The sequence below is a fragment of the Streptomyces bullii genome, from assembly GCF_042657145.1.
In the GTDB taxonomy this organism is placed as follows: domain Bacteria; phylum Actinomycetota; class Actinomycetes; order Streptomycetales; family Streptomycetaceae; genus Streptomyces; species Streptomyces bullii.
This window is the reverse complement of record NZ_JBHSNY010000005.1, coordinates 244,160-264,421: the sequence shown is the minus strand read 5'-3', so window position 1 is coordinate 264,421 and position 20,262 is coordinate 244,160. Positions and strand designations below refer to the sequence as shown.

General features: G+C 72.7%; 15 protein-coding genes and 1 pseudogene. 8 read left to right on the top strand and 8 right to left on the bottom strand.

From position 1 onward, the window contains the following. Positions 1-55 precede the first annotated feature (55 nt). Both ACFPZJ_RS15860 and ACFPZJ_RS15855 read right to left on the bottom strand, forming a co-directional pair. Positions 56-934, bottom strand: a complete 879-nt coding sequence (locus ACFPZJ_RS15860) for an alpha/beta fold hydrolase (RefSeq protein WP_381021654.1) — start codon at positions 932-934, stop codon at positions 56-58. A 387-nt stretch (positions 935-1,321) separates the two neighbouring features. Beyond that, positions 1,322-4,021, bottom strand: coding sequence for a DEAD/DEAH box helicase (locus ACFPZJ_RS15855; RefSeq protein ID WP_381021652.1), 2,700 nt, complete (start codon positions 4,019-4,021; stop codon positions 1,322-1,324). Positions 4,022-4,528: 507 nt separating this feature from the next. Here ACFPZJ_RS15855 and ACFPZJ_RS15850 point away from each other — a divergent pair. Beyond that, complete coding sequence (locus ACFPZJ_RS15850) at positions 4,529-5,284, top strand: ferritin-like fold-containing protein (protein ID WP_381021651.1); 756 nt, start codon at positions 4,529-4,531, stop codon at positions 5,282-5,284. Positions 5,285-5,727: 443 nt separating this feature from the next. Here the strand turns inward: ACFPZJ_RS15850 and ACFPZJ_RS15845 are convergent, their stop codons facing one another. From ACFPZJ_RS15845 to ACFPZJ_RS15830, 4 genes are all read right to left on the bottom strand, one after another. Next, entirely contained in the window at positions 5,728-5,997 is a 270-nt protein-coding gene (locus ACFPZJ_RS15845; protein WP_381021649.1) for a hypothetical protein, read from the bottom strand. Between the two features lie 209 nt (positions 5,998-6,206). After that, a complete protein-coding gene (locus tag ACFPZJ_RS15840) occupies positions 6,207-6,434 on the bottom strand; it encodes a DUF3107 domain-containing protein (protein WP_030232462.1) in 228 nt (75 codons plus the stop codon). Between the two features lie 165 nt (positions 6,435-6,599). Beyond that, positions 6,600-7,244, bottom strand: a complete 645-nt coding sequence (locus tag ACFPZJ_RS15835) for a TetR/AcrR family transcriptional regulator (RefSeq protein ID WP_381021647.1) — start codon at positions 7,242-7,244, stop codon at positions 6,600-6,602. Positions 7,245-7,451: 207 nt separating this feature from the next. Then, positions 7,452-7,676: a hypothetical protein gene (locus ACFPZJ_RS15830; protein WP_381021645.1), complete on the bottom strand. Its 225-nt coding sequence runs from the start codon at positions 7,674-7,676 to the stop codon at positions 7,452-7,454. Between the two features lie 279 nt (positions 7,677-7,955). On the opposite strand from ACFPZJ_RS15830, the gene ACFPZJ_RS15825 reads away from it, so the two are divergent. The 7 genes and pseudogenes from ACFPZJ_RS15825 (at position 7,956) to moeZ (ending at position 17,329) form a co-directional block, all read left to right on the top strand. Further along, a complete protein-coding gene (locus ACFPZJ_RS15825; RefSeq protein ID WP_381021643.1) occupies positions 7,956-9,038 on the top strand; it encodes an alpha/beta fold hydrolase in 1,083 nt (360 codons plus the stop codon). An 8-nt stretch (positions 9,039-9,046) separates the two neighbouring features. After that, a complete protein-coding gene (locus ACFPZJ_RS15820) occupies positions 9,047-10,651 on the top strand; it encodes a DUF3152 domain-containing protein (RefSeq protein WP_381021642.1) in 1,605 nt (534 codons plus the stop codon). Positions 10,652-11,088: 437 nt separating this feature from the next. Then, positions 11,089-12,795 carry a DUF3492 domain-containing protein gene (locus ACFPZJ_RS15815; RefSeq protein WP_381021641.1) on the top strand — a complete coding sequence of 569 codons (1,707 nt, stop codon included), beginning with the start codon at positions 11,089-11,091 and terminating at the stop codon, positions 12,793-12,795. After that, positions 12,792-14,114, top strand: coding sequence for a hypothetical protein (locus ACFPZJ_RS15810; RefSeq protein ID WP_381021640.1), 1,323 nt, complete (start codon positions 12,792-12,794; stop codon positions 14,112-14,114). The genes ACFPZJ_RS15815 and ACFPZJ_RS15810 overlap by 4 nt, the downstream gene beginning before the upstream one ends. A 208-nt stretch (positions 14,115-14,322) precedes the next feature. Beyond that, positions 14,323-15,282, top strand: a complete 960-nt coding sequence (locus ACFPZJ_RS15805) for an NAD-dependent epimerase/dehydratase family protein (protein ID WP_381021639.1) — start codon at positions 14,323-14,325, stop codon at positions 15,280-15,282. Continuing rightward, a pseudogene (locus ACFPZJ_RS15800) lies at positions 15,270-16,088 on the top strand (spherulation-specific family 4 protein). The gene ACFPZJ_RS15805 and the pseudogene ACFPZJ_RS15800 overlap by 13 nt, the downstream one beginning before the upstream one ends. 62 nt (positions 16,089-16,150) lie before the next feature. After that, entirely contained in the window at positions 16,151-17,329 is a 1,179-nt protein-coding gene (gene moeZ, locus ACFPZJ_RS15795) for an adenylyltransferase/sulfurtransferase MoeZ (RefSeq protein WP_381021638.1), read from the top strand. Between the two features lie 276 nt (positions 17,330-17,605). Here the strand turns inward: moeZ and ACFPZJ_RS15790 are convergent, their stop codons facing one another. Both ACFPZJ_RS15790 and ACFPZJ_RS15785 read right to left on the bottom strand, forming a co-directional pair. Next, complete coding sequence (locus ACFPZJ_RS15790) at positions 17,606-18,481, bottom strand: hypothetical protein (protein ID WP_381021637.1); 876 nt, start codon at positions 18,479-18,481, stop codon at positions 17,606-17,608. A 220-nt stretch (positions 18,482-18,701) separates the two neighbouring features. After that, positions 18,702-20,192 (bottom strand): alpha/beta hydrolase, encoded by a 1,491-nt coding sequence (locus tag ACFPZJ_RS15785; protein WP_381021636.1) that lies wholly within the window; start codon positions 20,190-20,192, stop codon positions 18,702-18,704. Positions 20,193-20,262: the final 70 nt, after the last annotated feature.

The following is a 20,262-nucleotide window of genomic DNA, read 5'->3' as shown; positions in this document are numbered from 1 at the left end:
GGACCTGCCGCCGAGCAGTCGGTACGCCGAGCAGTCGGTGATCGAGCAGTCCGTACTAGGGCTGCTGTCGGCGCGTGCTGTCCCAGAAGTCGGCGAGAGCGTGGGCGGTGGGCAGGGGCTGGTCGGCGTTGGGGGAGTGCTCGGCCCCGGCGATGACCGTGCGGCGCGCGTGGAGCCGTACGGCCATGTCGTCGAGGAGCGCGACGGGCCATGTGTCGTCGTGCGCGCCCGACAGCACATGGAACGGCAGCGGCACGGTGGCGAGTTCGGCGACACGGTCCGGCTCGGTGCACAATTGGCGGCCCGTTGCGAGGAGTTGGGCGGGCTTGGTGCCGAGCCAGCGGCGGCGCAGCTGCTCCTGGTCACCGATGCCACGGGCCGGGCCGCCGACCTCCTCGGGCGGGCCCATCGCCTGGATGACCTCCCAGACCTCGGCCATCGACATCACCGCGAGCGCGTCCCGCAGCAGCTTCACGCGTTGCTGCTGGGAGACGGAGATCTCGGCGGGCCCCGACGCCATGAGGGTGAGCGACAGGAACGGGGAGTGGTCGATCAGCACGGCGGCCCGGGCGATCTGCCCGCCGAGGGAGTGCCCCATGAGATGCACGGGGGCGCCGAGGGCCTCGGCCTGCGCGAGCACGTCCCGCGCCAGTTCCTTCTGCGCGTAGGCGGTTTCGTCGCTCTCCGGCCCGTCCGACTCGTGCTGTCCCCGCCCGTCCACGGCGACACTGCGGTACCCGCGCGCCGCGAGCGGCCCGTGCAGCAGCGCGAAGTCCATCTTGCTGCCGGTGAATCCGGGGAGCAGGAGGGCCACGCCTTTGAACTCCGCGCCTGGCGCCGCCGGGGAGTCCACGACGGCGAAGGCGCCGCGGGATGTGGCCAGGCGGTACGTGCGGGTGTTGGGGGGCGGCGTGGGGGCGGGCTGGATCGTCACGTGGCGAGGGTAACTGCTGGGGGAGGGGCCGGGTGGTAGTCCGGCGGGCGGTGGGGGCTGTCCGAGGGGACCGTGCAACGACCGACGGCCCGGGCTGACAGGAGGTGGGGGTGGGGCCGTTGGGCGGTCAGGGTTCGTGGGGTGTCGTGGGGTGGGGGACGCTGATGGCTCGGGCTGGACGGGGTGGGGCCGGGCCGTCGGGCGGTGAGCCTTCGTGGGATGTCGTCTGGTGAGGAAACGCCGATGGGACGGGGGTGGGGTGGGGCCGTCGGGCGGTCAGCCTTCGGAGATGCCATCCGGCGGAGGGACGCCGATGGCCCGGGCCCACACGGGGTGGGACCGGGCCATCGGGCAGTCAGCGCCTTCGGGATGCCGTCTGGCGGACCGTCAGGCGTCCGTGGCGGCCGTGGCCTTGCGGATGCGGCGCGCCCTGGGCTTCGCCTCCGCCGTCTCGGCGGTGTCGACGCTGGCCTCCGCGGTGGCGGCGGCCTTGCGGGTGCGGCGCGGCGTGGCTTCGGCGGCCTCCGGCTCCGGCGCGGCCTGCGCCGGAATGTCCGCAGGCTCGGTGACCTTGCGGGTGCGGCGACGCGGCTTGGCCTCCGCCGTCTCGGCGGTGTCGACGCTGGCCTCAGCGGTGGCGGCGGCCTTGCGGGTGCGGCGCGGCGTGGCCTCGGCGGCCCCGGGCTCCGGCGCGGCGGCCGCCTTGCGCGTACGGCGCGGCTTGGCCTCGGCCGTCTCGGCGGTGTCGACAGCATTCTCGGCCTTGGCCGTGTCTGCGCCGGCCTCCGCCTTGGCGGCCGTCTTCCGGGTGCGGCGCGGCTTGGCCTCGGCGGCCTCCGGGGCCTGAACCGTCTGGGCCGGAATGTCGGCGGCGACGGCTGCGGCGGGCTCGGCGGCCTTGCGGGTGCGGCGACGGGGCTTGGCCTCCGTCGTCTCGGCGGTGTCGACGGCCTCCTCGGCCTTGGCCGTGTCGACGCTCGTCTCCGCCGTGGCGGCGGCCTTGCGGGTGCGGCGACGGGGCTTGGCCTCGGTGGCTTCGGCAGCCTCGACGGCCTCCTCGGCCTTCGCCGTGGCCTTGCGGGCCCGGCGCGGCTTGGCCTCCGTGGCCTCGGCCGGCTCGGCGGGCGCCTCGGCCTGCACCGCGGCCTTGCGGGTCCGGCGGCGCGGCTTGGCCTCGGCCTCGTCCGGGGTGGACTCGGTGGTGCCCTCGGCCGTGCCCACCGCGGTCTCGGCGGCGGTGGTCGCCTTGCGGGTGCGGCGGCGCGGCTTGGCGGCGGGAGCCTCCGGCTCGGCGGCCACCACGGCCTCCGCGACGGGAGCGGCTTCCGTGACCGGCGCGGCTTCCGTGGCCGCGGGGATGTCCGCGATCGGCCGGGGCCGGGTCTCCGTGACCACGTTCGTGTCCACGGCCGACGCGGCGTCCACGGCCAGCGGGGTCTCGGTGGCGGTCGTGGCGCCCGACTGGACCGCTGTCTCAGCGGACCGGCGGACACGGCGGCGGCGCGGCGTGGCCGGCGCCGACTCGGCGGCGTCCGGGGTCGTGCCCTCCGCGGTCGTCACAGCGGTCTCCGCGGCCTCGGACGCCGGGGACGCGGCTGCCGTGGCCGGCGCCGCCTCGGTCGGAAGCCCGCCGCGCATCCGGCGACGGCGGCGCGGCGTGCGCGGAGCCGTGACGGCCTCCGCCTCGGTAGCCTCCGGAACCGTGGTCTGCGGCGCGGTGGTGCCGGCCAATTCCGGAGCGCCGTCCATCGGCGCCCCGCCGCGCGTACGGCGGCGGCGACGCGGTGTACGGGCCGGGCGCTCGAGGTCGGCGGATCGGGATTCGTCGCGGTCGTTGCGGTCGTTGCGGTCGTTGCGGCCGCCTCGGCCGCCGCGTCCGCGCGGAGCCCGGCCACCCGGCTCGCCCAGGTCCTCCAGCTCCTCCGCGTCCAGCCCGGCGCGCGTGCGCTCCGAGCGCGGCAGGACGCCCTTCGTGCCCTCGGGGATGCCGAGGTCGGTGAAGAGGTGCGGGGAGGTGGAGTACGTCTCCGGCGGATCGCTGAAGTCGAGGTCCAGCGCCTTGTTGATCAGCTGCCAGCGCGGGATGTCGTCCCAGTCGACCAGCGTGATCGCCGTACCCTTCGCGCCCGCGCGGCCCGTACGGCCGACACGGTGGAGGTAGGTCTTCTCCTCCTCCGGCGACTGGTAGTTGATGACGTGCGTGACGCCCTCGACGTCGATGCCGCGCGCGGCGACGTCGGTGCAGACGAGGACGTCCACCTTGCCGTTGCGGAAGGCGCGCAGCGCCTGCTCGCGAGCGCCCTGGCCCAGGTCGCCGTGGACGGCGCCGGAAGCGAAGCCGCGCCGTTCGAGCTGCTCGGCGATGTCCGCGGCCGTCCGCTTGGTGCGGCAGAAGATCATCGCCAGTCCGCGGCCCTCGGCCTGCAGGATGCGGGCGACCATCTCCGGCTTGTCCATGGAGTGGGCGCGGTAGACGAACTGCTTGATGTTCGCGACCGTCGCGCCCTCGTCGTCCGGCGCGGTGGCGCGGATGTGGGTGGGCTGGGACATGTAGCGGCGGGCGAGACCGATGACCGCGCCCGGCATGGTGGCCGAGAACAGCATGGTCTGGCGCTTGGCCGGCAGCATGTTGATGATCTTCTCGACGTCGGGCAGGAAGCCCAGGTCGAGCATCTCGTCGGCCTCGTCGAGGACGAGGGACTTGATGTGCTTGAGGTTCAGCTTCTTCTGGCCCGCGAGGTCCAGCAGGCGGCCCGGGGTGCCGACGACCACGTCGACGCCCTTCTTCAGGGCCTCGACCTGCGGCTCGTACGCCCGGCCGCCGTAGATCGCGAGGACCCGCACATTGCGCACCTTGCCCGCGGTCAGCAGGTCGTTGGTGACCTGGGTGCACAGCTCGCGCGTGGGGACGACGACGAGCGCCTGCGGGGCGTCGGTCAGGTCCTCGGGCTTGGCGCGGCCGGCCTCGACGTCGGCGGGGACGGTGACGCGCTCGAGGAGCGGAAGGCCGAAGCCCAGCGTCTTGCCGGTGCCGGTCTTGGCCTGGCCGATGACGTCCGCGCCCGAGAGGGCCACGGGCAGCGTCATTTCCTGGATGGGGAAGGGAGTGGTGATGCCGACGGCTTCCAGGGCCTCGGCGGTCTCGGGGAGGATCCCGAGTTCTCGAAACGTCGTAGTCAGGGTGCTGCCTCTTCTGTGTGTGCGGCGCGAGGCGAACGCGGGGGTCGTGTCGTGTGACCGTGCCGGGGACGTAGGCGTGCCCACGCGGGCGGGCCGTGTGGCACGGGACCACATCCGACGCTCTAGCGCTCGTACCGCTGAGGGTGTCCCTCCGGGTTCCGTACGCACACTCTGCGTGCGTACGAGGAGGGCTGTCGGGTCGGAGCCGATCGGGCCACCGACCGGGCATCCTCATACGTGCGGCCCGTCGAATACGTCGTCGCGTCCACACGGACGGACGGACCTACTCAGCAGGCTCATTACCACCATACCCCGGATTCGCGCACATGCGATGGCCGATTTGGTCACGTAGTCGTCGTCACACTGGTTGACCAGGCCCTTCCGCCCGGCGGCGAGCGGGCTATTGTGCGCTTCATGACGAGCTCTGACACGCCTGAGAACGCCACGGACGCCCCTGACGCCCACGCCGAGCACACCGGGGTCGCGGCCCGGGACTGGGCGACGGCCTCCACCGACCCGCAGTACCGTGCCGCGGTCGTGGACCTGCTGGGCGCGCTCGCGTACGGGGAGCTGGCGGCGTTCGAGCGCCTCGCGGAGGACGCCAAGCTGGCGCCGACGCTGGAGGACAAGGCGGAGCTGGCGAAGATGGCGTCCGCCGAGTTCCACCACTTCGAGCGGCTGCGGGACCGGCTCGCCGAGATCGGGGAGGAGCCGACGTCGGCCATGGAGCCGTTCGTCGCCGCCTACGACGGCTTCCACAAGCAGACGGCCCCCTCGGACTGGCTGGAAGGTCTCGTCAAGGCGTACGTCGGCGACTCCATCGCCAGCGACTTCTACCGGGAGGTCGCGGCGCGGCTGGACTCCGACACCCGTGGCCTGGTGCTGGCGGTGCTCGACGACACGGGGCACGCCGGCTTCGCCGTCGAACGGGTACGGTCCGCGATCGACGCGGACCCGCGGGTCGGCGGACGGCTCGCCCTGTGGGCGCGGCGGCTGATGGGGGAGGCCCTGTCGCAGTCCCAGCGGGTGGTCGCCGACCGGGACGCGCTGTCGACGATGCTGGTGGGCGGCGTCGCGGACGGCTTCGACCTCGCCGAGGTCGGCAAGATGTTCTCCCGCATCACCGAGGCACACACCAAGCGCATGGCCGCGCTGGGACTCGCCGCCTGATCCCTCCGTGGGCTTGGGCGGCCGGTCGTCCCGGCCGGGTTTGCGGCGAGGGCAGGTCGCGTTCTGTGGAGCGGTGCGTGCCGTGCTGTGTCGGGGAGCGGGTCGGGGCCGGACCTTGTGGACGGTGACCGCGAGCGGGCGTGGCGGGGCTTTGCGGGCTGTGGTCACATACGGGCCCGTTGCCGGGCTTTGCGGTCCGCAAAGCCCGTTGCCGGGCTTTGCGGACCGGTGAGCGCTGAGCAGTGAGCGGCGACCGGGGAGCGGTGACCGAACGGTAGGGCGGTGACCGATGAGCGACTCAGCACCGCGTCTCGCGGACCGATGCCCGCCAGCGGATCAATGCCGGGCCTCGTGGACCGGCGCCGGCGAAGGACGCTCCGGCCGGGCCCCTGGCCCGCTACCCGTCAAAGGGGCTCAACGGCGGCGCCTGGCGCGGCGGCGGCTCAGGCCGTCGCCGATCGGCGGCCGAGTCTTCCCGAGGGGCGCAGCAGGAGCGACAGCGACGACACGGAGACGATCGCCGCGCCGAGGAGGATCAGCAGCAGGTTCCCGGCGTCCAGCGCGCTGTGCATGACGAAGGCGCCGAAGAGGGCTCCGGCGACACCCGTCGACAGAACCAGGGCACGGGCCGGAAGGCGATGCGGCAGGCGGTGCGCCGCCGTCCACGCCAGAGCCAGGCCGAGGATGGCGGAGCTGAGCGCTTCCAAAAGCATGTCGGGGTTCCTCCCACATGGCCGGCCTGCCCACATCGGTCGTAGCCCGTCTTACCCGTGACCTGCGGAATCCAATCCTCCTCTGTGAGGGACCTGTGCTCCATCCGTGAAGGAGAACGGTAGGTGAACCGGGGGCCAAAGGTGCGGGCCATGACGGAAGGGCCCGGCGGTGCGAGACCGCTGGGCCCTTCCGTGTCAGGTGCGCCTGCCTACAGCGCGCCGAAGCCCACCTTCCGCGGGGCCGGCTCGCCGATCTCGACGTAGGCGAGGCGGTCGGCCGGAACCAGGACCTTGCGGCCGTGTTCGTCCACGAGGCTCAGCAGCTGGGACTTCCCGGCGAGTGCCTCGGCCACCACGCGCTCGACTTCCTCGGGGCTCTGACCGCTCTCCAGAACGATCTCGCGCGGCGCGTGCTGCACGCCGATCTTGACCTCCACGGCTATGTCCCTCCGACGGTCAGTGAAGTGCGCGACCTTCCGCGCCGTACCCAGCACACATTAGCCCGGCGAGGGGACGTACACGCTCCCGCCGGGAACGCCAACAGCGAACAGCCGCCGGGAACAAAAGCCCGGGTGTACCGCCGGTCACGGGTGTACTGCCGGTCAGTGGTGCTGATCGCTCCCGTGCAGCGGGAAACCCGCGATGCCGCGCCACGCCAACGAGGTCAGCAACTGCACCGCCTGGTCGCGCGGCACGCTGCGGTCGCTGTGCAGCCAGGACCGTGCCACGACCTGGGCCAGGCCCCCCAGGCCCGAGGCGAGCAGCATCGACTCGGCGCGGGACAGGCCGGTGTCCTCGGCGATGACGTCGCAGATCGCCTCCGCGCACTCGTTGGTGACCTTGTCGACACGCTCGCGCACGGCGGGCTCGTTCGTCAGGTCGGACTCGAAGACCAGGCGGAAGGCGCCGCCGTCGTCCTCGACGTACGCGAAGTAGGCGTCCATCGTCGCCCGGACGCGCTGCTTGTTGTCGGTCGTCGACGCCAGCGCGTTCCGTACGGCCTGGATGAGCGACTCGCAGTGCTGGTCCAGCAGAGCGAGGTAGAGGTCGAGCTTGCCCGGGAAGTGCTGGTAGAGCACGGGCTTGCTGACGCCGGCGCGCTCGGCGATGTCGTCCATCGCGGCCGCATGGTAGCCCTGGGCCACGAAGACTTCCTGGGCGGCGCCCAGCAGCTGGTTCCGTCGGGCACGGCGCGGCAGGCGCGTGCCCCGCGGGCGAACCGCCTCTGTCTGCTCGATGGCTGTCACGCCGCCTCCCATAGTCGTCCACGTGCGGTCTCGGCCGCGTCGCCATCGTACTTTTCGGTAACCGAGGTGTGCGCGGTGCGAGCGCAGAATTTCACGGACCGGACAGTCAGCACTGCGGCACAGAAGGTTGCAAAGGGGATCAGAGCAGGCAAGACGTGGCCTCTCTCCTGCTCAGCGGCGCCCCGCGCCGCCTCCCGTCGCCGCGTTTCACCGGTAGTCGTCCTCGTCGAGCGCGACGATCCTGGCCTGCTCCGCCAGGTCGGCCTCGTTGGCGCGGTCCGGGTCCACCTGGGTCAGCGGGTCGTCGCGGTCCGGCTTGATGTCCGCGTGCTGCTCGGCCGCGTCGACCTCCGGGGCCTCGACGCCGAATTCCTGGACCTCCTGGGCGTCGTCGTCCTCGAACGTCTCGGGGTCGGTGGGGTCTACGGCCATGTTGGGCTCCCTTCCTACGAACGTCCCTGAAACATGCAGGGGCCACATGCGGGTGCCCTCAGTACGAGCCTAGGAGACACCCGATCCGGACGCTATGCGATCCGCGTACGGGAGGTGACGCGGTGCGCATCCCCTGCCGCGGTCCGAGAGGCTGGGTTGCCGTTCTCGGCACGTGCATGCGCGCGGCTCTCGGTACGCGCGCGCGTGCCGCCGTAGTTGACAGGTACCTGTGACGGCGAACACGTGAACCACTACGTGATCGTCTCGTAACATTGCCGCATGTCTTCGACCGAGCTGCCGTTCGTGCCGCCCGCCAACGTGCTCCCCAAAGTGGCGGCCGTCAGGGTCGCGGAGGGAGAGCGGCTCAGGTCGGTGCGGTTGCCGGGGGTCACCCTCTCGGTCCGTTCGAGACCACCCGCCCGTGACGGGCTGCCACCGGCGCTGTACGTCCACGGACTCGGCGGTTCCTCGCAGAACTGGTCGGCGCTGATGCCGCTGCTCGACGATGTCGTCGACAGCGAGGCCGTCGATCTCCCCGGCTTCGGCGACTCCCCGCCGCCGGACGACGGCGACTACTCGATCACGGGGCACGCGCGCGCGGTCATCCGTTATCTCGACGCCGCCGGACGCGCTCCCGTGCACCTGTTCGGGAACTCGCTGGGTGGTGCGGTCGCCACGCGCGTCGCCGCGGTGCGGCCCGACCTCGTGCGTACGCTCACGCTCGTGTCCCCCGCGCTTCCCGAGATCCGCGTCCAGCGCTCCGCCGTGCCGACAGGGCTGCTGGCGGTGCCCGGAGTGGCGCCGCTCTTCACCCGGCTCACCAAGGACTGGACGGCCGAGCAGCGGGTCCGAGGCGTCATGGCGCTCTGCTACGGCGACCCCGGGCGCGTGACGCCGGAAGGCTTCCGCAACGCCGTCCAGGAGATGGAACGGCGGATGCGACTGCCGTACTTCTGGGACGCGATGGCCCGTTCCGCGCGCGGGATCGTCAACGCCTACACCTTGGGCGGCCAGCACGGGCTGTGGCGCCAGGCCGAGCGGGTGCTCGCCCCGACGCTGCTCGTCTACGGCGGTCGGGACCAGCTCGTCGGCTTCCGCATGGCCCAGAGGGCGGCCCGGGCCTTCCGTGACTCCCGCCTGGTGACCCTGCCGGACGCCGGCCACGTGGCGATGATGGAGTACCCGGAGACGGTCGCCATGGCCTTCAGTGAACTCCTCGCGGGGGCGGGGGAGTCGGGTGCCCGGGACGAGGGCGGCGCTCGTGAGCCGCGCGCCCGGGGCGCGAGTGGTGCCCCTGGGGCGGGCGTCCGCCCGGACCAGGACGCCGAGGGCGGAGCCGCCGCCCGGACCGTGAGGGGCTGAGGCGCGACGTGGGACGCCACAGCCGCCGCGGACCCGCCCCGAAGGGCGACGCCGCGCAGACAACCGCAGTACAGGACGGCCGGCCGGGCACGGACGAGCAGACCCGGGGCGGCCAGGCGGCGCCAGGGGCGGCTTCCGGTGCCGCACAGGGGAGTTGGCCGCCGGGGCCCGGTCCCCGACGGACACCGGCTCCGCCGCCGGGAGCGGGCCCGAGGATGTCCGGTCCGCTGTCCGGTCCGCGACCGGCGCCGACGCCTGCGGGTGCCGGGATGCCTGGAGGCGGGAGGCCGGGCGGCGGAATGCCGGGATACGGGGCGCCGCGCCTGCCCGACGGCTGGCTGCCGGACGGTGCGCCCGCGCGTGGGGTGCCCCGGTTGCCGGAGGGGACTCCCGTCGACGGTGTCCCGCGTCTGCCGGACGGCACCCCGGCGCAGGGTGTGCCCCGAGTCCGTGGGGCCCACCCCGAGCAGCGCGAGCCCGGGGGCGCCTGGGGCGACTTGAGGGGGAGGACCGCAGGCGGGTACGGCAGCGCCGCCGAGAGCGCCCCTCCCATACCGCGTCAGCGGCAGGCGCCTCCGGGCGGGCCGCGACAGGAGTACCTCGACGCCTTCGCCGAGGACGACGACGTCTTCGTGCCCCGGCGTGCCGACACGGCCCGTATGCCCGCCGATCCCCACGCCTCCGTCACCGGCTGGACCACCGGCACCGTCACTGGCGCCGGTCCCGGCATCGGCGCCGGCACCGGCGTCGAGGAGGACGCCGACGACGACGGTGCGTCGCCCAGCGGTGCGCCCGCGCCCGTCAAGGGTGCCAAGGGGCGGACGTTCACCGGGATCGCGGCCGCCGCCGTCACCACCGTGCTGGCCGTCGTCGTCGCCGGGCAGGTCGCCGACGACCGCGACGACGCCGCCGTGCAGTCGCAGTCCGCCACCGACCAGGCCGACGCCCGGGACTCCGTATCGCGTGCGGGCGGACGGGTGGCGCCCTCGGAGGCGCCCGGTACTGCGGCAGCGCTGACCTACGAGCAGAAGATGGACAAGAAGTACCCGCTCAGCGCCACGCTCAAGGGGCCGGGAAGGTTCGACGCCATCCCCGGCATCGACGAGGCGCCCGGTGCGGGGCAGAAGTTCACCTACCGCGTGGACGTGGAACAGGGCCTCGGGCTCGACGGCGAACTGTTCGCCGAGGCCGTTCACAAGACGCTCAACGACGACCGCAGCTGGGCCCACAACGGCGCCCGTGCCTTCGAGCGCATCCACTCCGGCAGGCCCGACTTCGTGATCACCCTCGCCAGCCCCGGCACCACCGCCGACTGGTGCGCCATGTCCGGTCTGGACACCACCGTGGACAACGTCTCCTGCGACTCGGCCGCGACCGAGCGCGTGATGATCAACGCCTACCGGTGGGCGCAGGGTTCGAAGACGTACGGCGACCAGATCCACGCCTACCGGCAGATGCTGATCAACCACGAGGTCGGCCACCGCCTCGGCTACAGCCACGTCACCTGCGACAAGAACGGCGATCTCGCCCCGGTCATGCAGCAGCAGACCAAGTTCCTCGACCATGACGGGATCCGCTGTCGGCCCAACCCCTGGGCGTATCCGGGGAGTTGACCGAAGTCGGGGAAGCCGGGGCACCGGCGGCGAGGTCCTGGCCGCGCGCCGGCGCCTGCGCCCCTCACCTCGGCTGACACCAAGAGGGCATCGAGCGCTCCTTCGCCCCCGGACGCTCCGGCCGGCTCGGCCGTGACCGTCCAGGTCCAGATCCTCGACCTGCGCACTCGCTGCGCGAGGAGAGTCGGTATGGGTCTGCTGTTCGCCGCGCACGACGTGGTCCGACGAGAGTTGGCCGCCGCATGACGGTGCGTGTCTATTTGATCTCCTAGCGCGACGAAACGCGATGCGCGCGGGAAAGTTACGACCGTTCACCCCTTTTGGTGGCGCGACGGACAACCGTCCGTCGCGCCACCGCCTGGTCCGCATACGTTCGTCCTCGCTGCGAGCCGCCGACGCAACGGCGGCTCCCCATACGGGAGATCGGGGGTGCACTCGTGCGCATTGGACTGGTTACGGAGGGTGGCTATCCGTATGTGAGCGGTGACGCCAGGCTCTGGTGCGACCGGCTCGTGCGCGGACTCGCGCAGCACGAGTTCGACGTCTACGCGCTCAGCCGCAGCGAACGCCAGGAGGACGAGGGCTGGCTCCCGCTGCCGCCGCAGGTCAGCCGGGTCCGCACGGCACCCCTGTGGACGGCAGAGGACGACGGGGTCGGGTACGGGCGCCGGGCGCGCCGGCGGTTCGCGGAGTGCTACGGCGAACTGGCGGCCGTGCTCTGCACGGGCGGCCCGGCGGACGCTGCGGAGGGTGTGCCGACTCCTGAGGCGGACCGTTTCGGCAACGCTCTGTACGGTCTCGCCGAACTCGCCCGGGACGAGGGCGGACTCGTGGGAGCACTGCGCTCCGAGACCGCCGTACGCGCGCTGGAGCGCGCCTGTCGTGCGCCCGGCGCGCTGCGCACGGCGCGCGAGGCGCGCGTGCCGGAACTGCTCGCCGTCGCCACGTACCTCGAACGCGCCCTGCGCCCCCTCTCCCTCGACTGGTACGAGGACGACGGACTCGGCGCGGTCGACCTGTGCCACGCCGCGTCCGGCGGCACGGCCGCGCTGCCGGGCCTGCTCGCCCGTCACTTCTGCGGCGTGCCGCTGCTGGTCACCGAGTACGGCGTGCAACTGCGGACCCACTACCTGACCCGCCCGGACGCCTCACCGGCCGTACGGTCCCTGCTCGCCGCCTTCCACGGCGGACTCGCCGCCGAGACCTACGCACGGGCCGCGTTCCTCACGCCCGGCAACGCGCACGCCCGCCGCTGGCAGGAGCGCTGCGGCGCCGACCGCGAGAAGATCCGCACCGTCTACCCCGGCATGGACGCAACGCCCTTCGCGGAGGTCGGCGAGTCCCCGCAGTGCGCGGCTCCGGACACCCTCGTCTGGGTCGGCCGCGTGGAGCCCGCCAAGGACCTGATCTCCCTGCTGCACGCCTTCGCGGAGATCCGGAAAGAGGAGCCGAGGGCACGCCTGCGGGTGGTCGGAGCTCCCTCCGGTCCCGAGGGCGCGGACTACCTCGGCCACTGCAGGGCACTGGCCGCGCAGCTCTTCCCCGACGAGGCCGACGGCCCGCACACCGTCGGCGACAACCCGGTGTCCTTCGAGGAGATCGGCGGCCCCGAACTGCCGACCACCGCCGACGCATACGCCTCGGGCGCCGTGACCGTCCTGTCCAGCGTCGTGGAGGGATTCCCGGTCGGCCTCGTCGAGGCGATGCTGTGCGGCCGGGCGACGGTCTCCACCGACGTCGGCGCGGTCGTCGAGGTCATCGGAGGCACGGGCCTCGTCGTCCCCCCGCGCAACCCACGGGCGCTCGCCGAGGCGTGTCTGGCGCTGCTGCGCGACCCGGCACGCCGCGAGCGCCTGGGCGCCGCCGCCCGCGCCCGCGCCCTCGAACTGTTCACCGTCGAGCAGAACATCGCGGCATTCCACGGCATCTACCTGGAGATCGTCGCGCGGAGCCCGGTCCGTCGCATGGTGGTCGACGCGGCGGGAGAGCCCCTGCCGTTCGCCACGCCGGCCGAGGCCCATGTCCCGGGCCGATGGGCCGACCCGACGCCGCGCGGCGGCCCGCGCTGGGCGACGGACGCGCCGGTGCCGGTCACAACGGCACGGGCTGCGACGGCGGTACCCGCGACGGAGGGAGCGCGATGAGCGACCTGGGCGAACGGGACCGCCCCGGGACCCCGAACAGCCCCGGGGCATGGGACGCGCGCTCCGAGGAGTGGGCAGCGGGCGGGACGGACGAGCGCGACAGGCCCGCCTTGGCCGCGCCGCGGCCGACGGCCGCGACGGCGACCCCGGCGCGGACACCCGCCGCCGGCCAGGACGGGGACAGGGCCGCCCCGGCCGCCTCCCAGACGTACGAACGCAAGCCGGTCAGCCCTCGGCGCGGCGCCGATCCCGTGAAGGCGCTCATGCACCACCACCGGGAGCTGTGCGAACGCGCCGTGGACCCGCTGGAGATCGCCGCGGGCCTGGAAGCCCACGGCGTCACCGACCGGACCGCCGCACGCTTCCGCCACCGGGACGTCTTCTCCCTCGCCGAGGAGATGTACGCGCGCGTGTCCCGTGACGGAGACACCCCGGCGCGTCCGGCCCCCGCCACCGCCTCCCGGCCACACGCCGGCTGGCTCCTCCTCACCCTGCTGCCCGGCACGCTGTGCGCGGCGACGGTGGCGGCCCTGCGCCTCACCGACGGCCGGCCCCGGCTCGTCGCGGCGGCCGTCGGCACAGCGGCCGTAACCCTGGCCCTGCGCGTGGCCCTGCGCCGAGGCCCGCTGAGCCGTCCCGACCGCAGCCCGTCCGGTGCGTCCGCCACCTGGGTCTACTGGCTCGTCGGCTACGCCCTCCTCGGCAACGGTCTGCTTCACGCCGCCGTCACCGGAGGCCCCGACGGCCTGCCCACCGGCAGGGCCGGCGGCCCCTGGCCCGTCACCCTCGCCCCGGTCCTGGCCGTCACCCTCTCCTGTGCGCCCGCCGCCTGGACGGCCCACCTCTTCGCCGTCCGCGCCCGCCGCAGGCTCGCGACCAGCCGCGGCCTCGCCGAGTTCGCAGCCGCCGTACGACCGCTCCTGTTCGCCATGTGCGCCCTGTTCCTGGGCGCTCTGGCGGCCCTGCTCACCGTCTGCGCCGCAGCCCTCGACGAGCCTGCCGCCCATGCCGAGACCCTCACCCTGGGCGCCCTGCTGTTCCTGGCCCGCCTCCTGACCGCACACGGCTTCACCCATGCCCCGGCCGTGGTGCTGACCGCCACGGCCACGGCCCAGGCGGCAGCCCTGGCTGCCGTCTTCGCGGCCCGCCTCCCCGGCTGCGCCGCGCTGGCCGTCCCGACGGAAACCCTCGTGACCGCCTGGGGACCCGGCAGCCTGCCCGCCCTCACCTGCGGAGCGGCGGCCCTTGTCCTCCTGGTCCACGCAGCCCGCAAACTCCCCAGGGCATCGGCCCACGCTGAGCCGGAGCGCCCGTCATGACCGCGCCGCCGCCCTGGGGGGACGCCCCAGGCGCCCGCACACGCGCGTGGCGCCTCCCCGACCCGCGCCGCACCGGCCGTCGCGGCCACCCGCACGGGCCGGCCGGCCGCGTCCCGCTCTTCCTGGCTGTCTATTGCTCCCTCCTGTTATCCGAAGGAGAAACCCACATGATCACCCACCCCGGCACCCCGGCCCAGGGAGCCGCCCGATGAGAGTCCTGCTGATCGGAGCCAACGGTTACCTCGGCCGCTTCGTCGCCGACCGCCTCCTCGCCGACCCGGCCGTCCAGCTCACCGCCCTGGGCCGCGGCGACGACGCCGACGTCCGCTTCGACCTGGCGACCGGCAGCCCGGGTGCCCTCACCCGCTTCCTCGACGCCGTCCACCCCGGCGTCGTCATCAACTGCGCCGGCGCGACACGGGGCGGCGCGCGGGAACTGACCCGCCACAACACCGTCGCCGTCGCCACCATCTGCGAGGCGCTGCGCCGCAGCGGCTGCGGCGCCCGCCTCGTGCAGATCGGCTGCGGCTCGGAGTACGGCCCCAGCCAGCCCGGCTCCTCCACGGCGGAGGACGCGGTCCCGCGCCCGGGCGGCCCGTACGGGGTCAGCAAGCTCGCCGCCACCGAGCTCGTCCTCGGCTCCGGCCTGGACGCCGTCGTCCTGCGGGTCTTCTCACCCGTCGGCCCCGGCACACCCGCCGGCTCCCCGCTCGGCCGCCTCGCCGAGGCCCTGCGCCGCGCCATGCAATCCGGCGACGGCGATCTCAAACTCGGCGGCCTCGGCGCGCAGCGCGACTTCGTCGACGTCCGCGACGTGGCCCGCGCCGTCCACGCGGCCTCGCTGTCCGCCGCGCAGGGCGTCATCAACATCGGGTCCGGCCGCGCCGTGCGCCTGCGCGACGCCGCCGCGATCCTCGCCCGCGTGGCCGGCTACGGCGGCGCCCTGCACGAACTCGACGCGCCCCCCGGCACCCTGCGCCCGGCCATCGGACACCCCCGCGTCGACTCGGACCACGCGACCCCCGTGGCGTACCCGTACCCGGACGGCTGCGGCAGCTGGCAGCAGGCCGACGTACGCACCGCACGCGACCGGCTCGGCTGGCGCCCCCGCATCAACCTCGAAGAGTCCCTCGCGGACATCTGGATGGAGGCGGCATGCCGCATCTGACCAGGAAACCCACCCACCGCACGACCTTCTCCTCCCCGCACCACCCCACCGGCACGGCGACGACCACCGCCGCCCGCGCCGCAGGCACCGTCGGCACCGGGACCCGCACGGCTCTCGGCATCCCGGGCTATGCCCACCCCCTCCTCGCCCGCACCGAGTGGGCCGAACTGACCCGCCCCGGCACACCGCTGGACTGGGTCGTCCTCAACGTGGCCGACGGCCCCGGCACCCGGCCCGACGGGCACTGCCTGGAGGCCGCGGGCCGGCTGCGCAACGCGGGCGTCCGCGTGCTCGGCCACCTCGCCGTCACCTCCGGCGCCCGCACCTTCGCCGAGCTGGTCTCCGACGCGCACCGGTACCTCGAGTGGTACCTGGTCGACGGATAGCTCCTGGACCGCTGCCCGACCGGACCCGCCGCGCTGCCCGAAATCCGCCGCACGGTCGCCGCGCTCCGCACCCTCCGTGACGAGGCGCACATCGTCCTCGGCCACGGCACCCACCCGGACCCCGGCTACGCCGAGATCGCCGACCAGCTGGTCACCTTCGCCGGACCCTGGAGCGACTACCGCTGGTCGCAGGCGCCCGAGTGGACCGCGGACCACAGCCCCGCACGCTTCTGCCACTTCGTCCACGGCGTGCCCCGCCCCCACCTCGACGAGGCGCTGCGCATCGCCCGCTGGCAGGGCGCCGCGACGATCTACTTCACCGACCGCACGGATCGCGGCGGCCGCGTGGGCCCCTGGGAAAGCCTGCCCGGCTACTGGGACGACATCGTCTCGCGTGTCGGAACAGGTGTCTCGGAATGAAAAAGGCCGTGGCAGTGTTACGGGAAAACAACTGTAGTGATTGACCGACCAACGGAGTCCCCGTGTCGCTGCCACCCCTGGTCGAGCCGGCCCCCGAGCTCACCGTAGACGAGGTCCGCAGGTACTCCCGCCACCTGATCATCCCCGACGTCGGGATGGACGGGCAGAAGCGGCTGAAGAACGCCAAGGTGCTGTGTGTGGGCGCCGGCGGCCTGGGCTCGCCGGCGCTGATGTACCTGGCCGCCGCGGGCGTGGGCACGCTCGGCATCGTGGAGTTCGACGAGGTCGACGAGTCGAACCTGCAGCGCCAGATCATCCACAGCCAGTCCGACATCGGCCGCTCCAAGGCCGAGTCCGCCCGTGACACCGTCCAGGGCATCAACCCGTACGTGAACGTGGTCCTTCACGAGGAGCGGCTCGAGGCCGACAACGTGATGGACATCTTCAGCCAGTACGACCTGATCGTCGACGGCACGGACAACTTCGCCACGCGCTACCTGGTCAACGACGCCTGCGTGCTGCTGAACAAGCCGTACGTGTGGGGCTCGATCTACCGCTTCGACGGCCAGGCCTCGGTCTTCTGGTCCGAGCACGGCCCCTGCTACCGCTGCCTCTACCCGGAGCCCCCGCCCCCCGGCATGGTCCCCTCCTGCGCCGAGGGCGGCGTCCTGGGCGTGCTGTGCGCGTCCATCGGCTCCATCCAGGTCAACGAGGCCATCAAGCTGCTCGCCGGCATCGGCGAGCCGCTGGTCGGCCGCCTGATGATCTACGACGCCCTGGAGATTCAGTACCGCCAGGTCAAGGTCCGCAAGGACCCGAACTGCGCGGTCTGCGGCGAGAACCCGACCGTCACCGAGCTCATCGACTACGAGGCCTTCTGCGGCGTCGTCTCCGAGGAGGCCCAGGCGGCGGCCGCCGACTCCACGATCACTCCCAAGCAGCTCAAGGAGTGGATCGACGACGGCGAGAACATCGAGATCATCGACGTCCGCGAGCCGAACGAGTACGAGATCGTCTCCATCCCGGGCGCCCGTCTGATCCCGAAGAACGAGTTCCTCATGGGCACTGCCCTGGAGGGCCTCCCGCAGGACAAGAAGATCGTCCTGCACTGCAAGACCGGTGTCCGCAGTGCGGAAGTCCTGGCCGTGCTGAAGTCCGCGGGCTTCGCGGACGCGGTCCACGTCGGCGGCGGTGTGATCGGCTGGGTCAACCAGATCGAGCCGGAGAAGCCGGTGTACTGATCGGCCCTTCCGCTGACCAGCGGGGTAGAAGAAGCCCACGGCTCTGACCAGGTCGGATGCCGTGGGCTTCTGTCGTTGTTGGTCGGCGTCGGGTGTCCGTGGACGGCCCTGAGACGGCCCAGAGGTCACGCCGAGGCGCCATTCGGAAGCACCGCTTTACGAGTTCGATCCGCCCTCGGCACGGTGGGGCCTTCCTGCGTGCACTGGGGTCACGAGCAACCGCTGACATCCGCGGCTGCTCGTAGCCGTTGATGTCAGCGTTGGATGTCATTCAGATCATCCAGAGAGCACCAGGAGGATCAGTTGCAGGGGCATCATGATGAACGCGAGCGATAGCAGCAGTCCGCCGACCAGTGTCACGCCCGCTGTGCGCCACAGCAGGGTCGAGGCTGCCAGTGAGCAGATAGCTCTGTCGGGTTGCTCTGGGTCGTAGACGACTTCGATGCGTTTCGGGTCGCCGCCGATGCCCCTGGCCGCGTAGTCAGACTCGATCTCATGCGTGCTGCCCTCCAGGTCGGTGTACCGGAAGAACGTCCGCTTGCGCTCTCTCCGGGTGAACACCGCGACGACCATGACACCCCGCCTGCGCACGGTCCACCGCTTCCACGCCCACTGGAGCGAGGGCACCACGATCAACAAACCGAAGAGGGCGGGCACCACCCCGAGCAGCCACAACGCCGCCTGCTGCGGTTCGCCGGCCCACGCCAGAAGGGCGAACCCGCCGACATACACGGGAAGGAGAGCGATCCCCACGGCGCGTTCCCTGCGTGTCAGTCCCAGCCCCTTCTTCCGACCGGGGGTGCTCGTCGGCCGCTCCTCGATCAGGGCCGCCCCGCCCTGCGGCGGACCGCTCCTGGACCGTGCTCGGTTGGCCGCCTCGACGAGCCGGCCCGCCGAGGCGGCGTCGCGGCCTTCCATGGTGAATACAGGCCCCGGAGCGCCGTCCACGCCCCACAGCGCGATCTCGACCGAGCGCCGCCCCCGGCCCACGGCCCGCGCCTCCTCCATGGCCTCGACCGGTATCCGCCGCCGCAGCCCTTTCTGCTCCAGCACTACGGCCCGGCCCTCCAGCCACATGGTCTCGCCATACCCACGCAGCGTGATCGACGGCAGTGGCGACAACGGCGGTGACGGCTCATGCCGACGGGACATCAGGACCTCTTTCGTTGGATCCGGAGGGGGTGGCACGAGCACTCAAAGCATCCCACGTAGTCGCCACCAGGGAGCGGCCGTCACCGTGAACCGGCTGGCGGACACCGTCTGCATCGTCCCCGCATTCGCCTCGGGATTTCAGTCGCGCCAGCGCACCGCCCCCTCTCACCACCCTTGGCGACGAGACCGCTTCGTCCCGAAGCAACTTGGGCCGCCGTCGTCACGAGCAGACCTTGCCGTCCTTCGGCACTGAGCCGTCGAGCAGGTACGCGTTCACCGTCGAGTCCACACAGTCGCTGCCACTCCCGTACGCACCGTGTCCCTCGCCCTGCCAGGTGAGCACCACTCCGACGCCCTTGCCCAGCTCGTCCGCCATCTTCCGGGCGCCCTCGTACGGGGTCGCCGGGTCGCCGGTGTTGCCGACCACCAGGATCGGTTCCGCTCCGGGAGCGCTCACCTGCGGGGTGTCGTGCTGGCCGGCCACCGGCCAGTCGTGGCACCAGCCGGCCGTGTCCCAGCCGAGGAAGGCCCCGAAGACGGGCGAGATGCTCTCAAACCGCGGCAGCAGCTTCCTGGTCTCCTCGAGCGTCGGCCGCCGCCTGTCATCCAGGCACGATATGACCCGCTGTGAGTGCGTCGTGGTGCCGTACGTGCCCGACGGGTCGCGTTCGTTGTAGCCGTCGGCGAGCGCCAGCAGTTCGGAGCCGTCCCCTTGCTCCGCCGCTTCCAGGGCGCTGGTCAGCGTCGGCCAGCTGGACTTGCTGTACAGCGGCAGGACGATGCCGGTGAGCGCGAGGGTCTGCGTCAGCTTCCGCCCGGGCGACGACGTCGGCAACGGCCGCGCGTCGATCCGCCGCAGCAGATGCGCGATCTTCCGTGAGCCCTGTGCGGGGTCCTGGCCCGTGGACTTCAGGTAGTCGTTCAGCGCCCGCTGGAAGCCCCGGGTCTGGTTCTCGGCGTGGCCCACCGTGTCGGCCGTGGGGTCGACGACCGCGTCGAGGATCATCCGGCCCACCTTCTTCGGGAAGAGGTGGGCGTAGACGCCGCCGAGTTCGGTGCCGTAGGAGATGCCGAAGTAGTGCATCCTGTCGTCACCGAGCACCTGGCGCATGAGGTCCATGTCGCGGGCGGTGTCGGTGGTCGAGACGTGTTCCATCAGCTTTCCGGCGGTCTTCCGGCAGCCTTTGCCGAAGTCGGCGGCGTCCCGCAGGTAGGCCTGCTCCTCGGCCGGGGTGTCCGGGGTGGCGTCCACCGACTCGGCGGTCTGGATCTCCTTGTCGTCGCGGCAGCGGATGCCCTGGCTGGCACCGACCCCGCGCGGGTCCCAGCTCACCAGGTCGTACCGCTCGCGCAGCTGGGAGACCGTGGTGGCGTACGACGGCATCATGGACACGCCCGAAGCGCCGGGACCGCCGAAGTTGAACAGCAGCGAACCGATGCGCTTGCCGCCCCGCGCCTTGGCGCGGATCAGCGCGAGCCCGATCGTCTCGCCGTCCGGCTTCGACCAGTCCAGCGGCACCCTGAGCGTCGCGCACTGCCAGTCGCTGCTCGGCGCGGGGCCGTCCCGGGTGGCCTTGCAGCGCCCCCAGTCCAACTGCTGTGAGGACGGCGGTCCGCCGCCCTTGCCGTCGCCGGACGACCCACCGCCGCAGCCCGCCCCCAGCAGTACGCCGGCCACCGCCAGAGCCGTCCACCGTACGAAGCGCTTCATGGGCCCGTCCCCCCTCGCAGGCCGTCCGCGCCGTGCCGCGGATGGCTGTCAGGCCATGGTAGACAGCTCG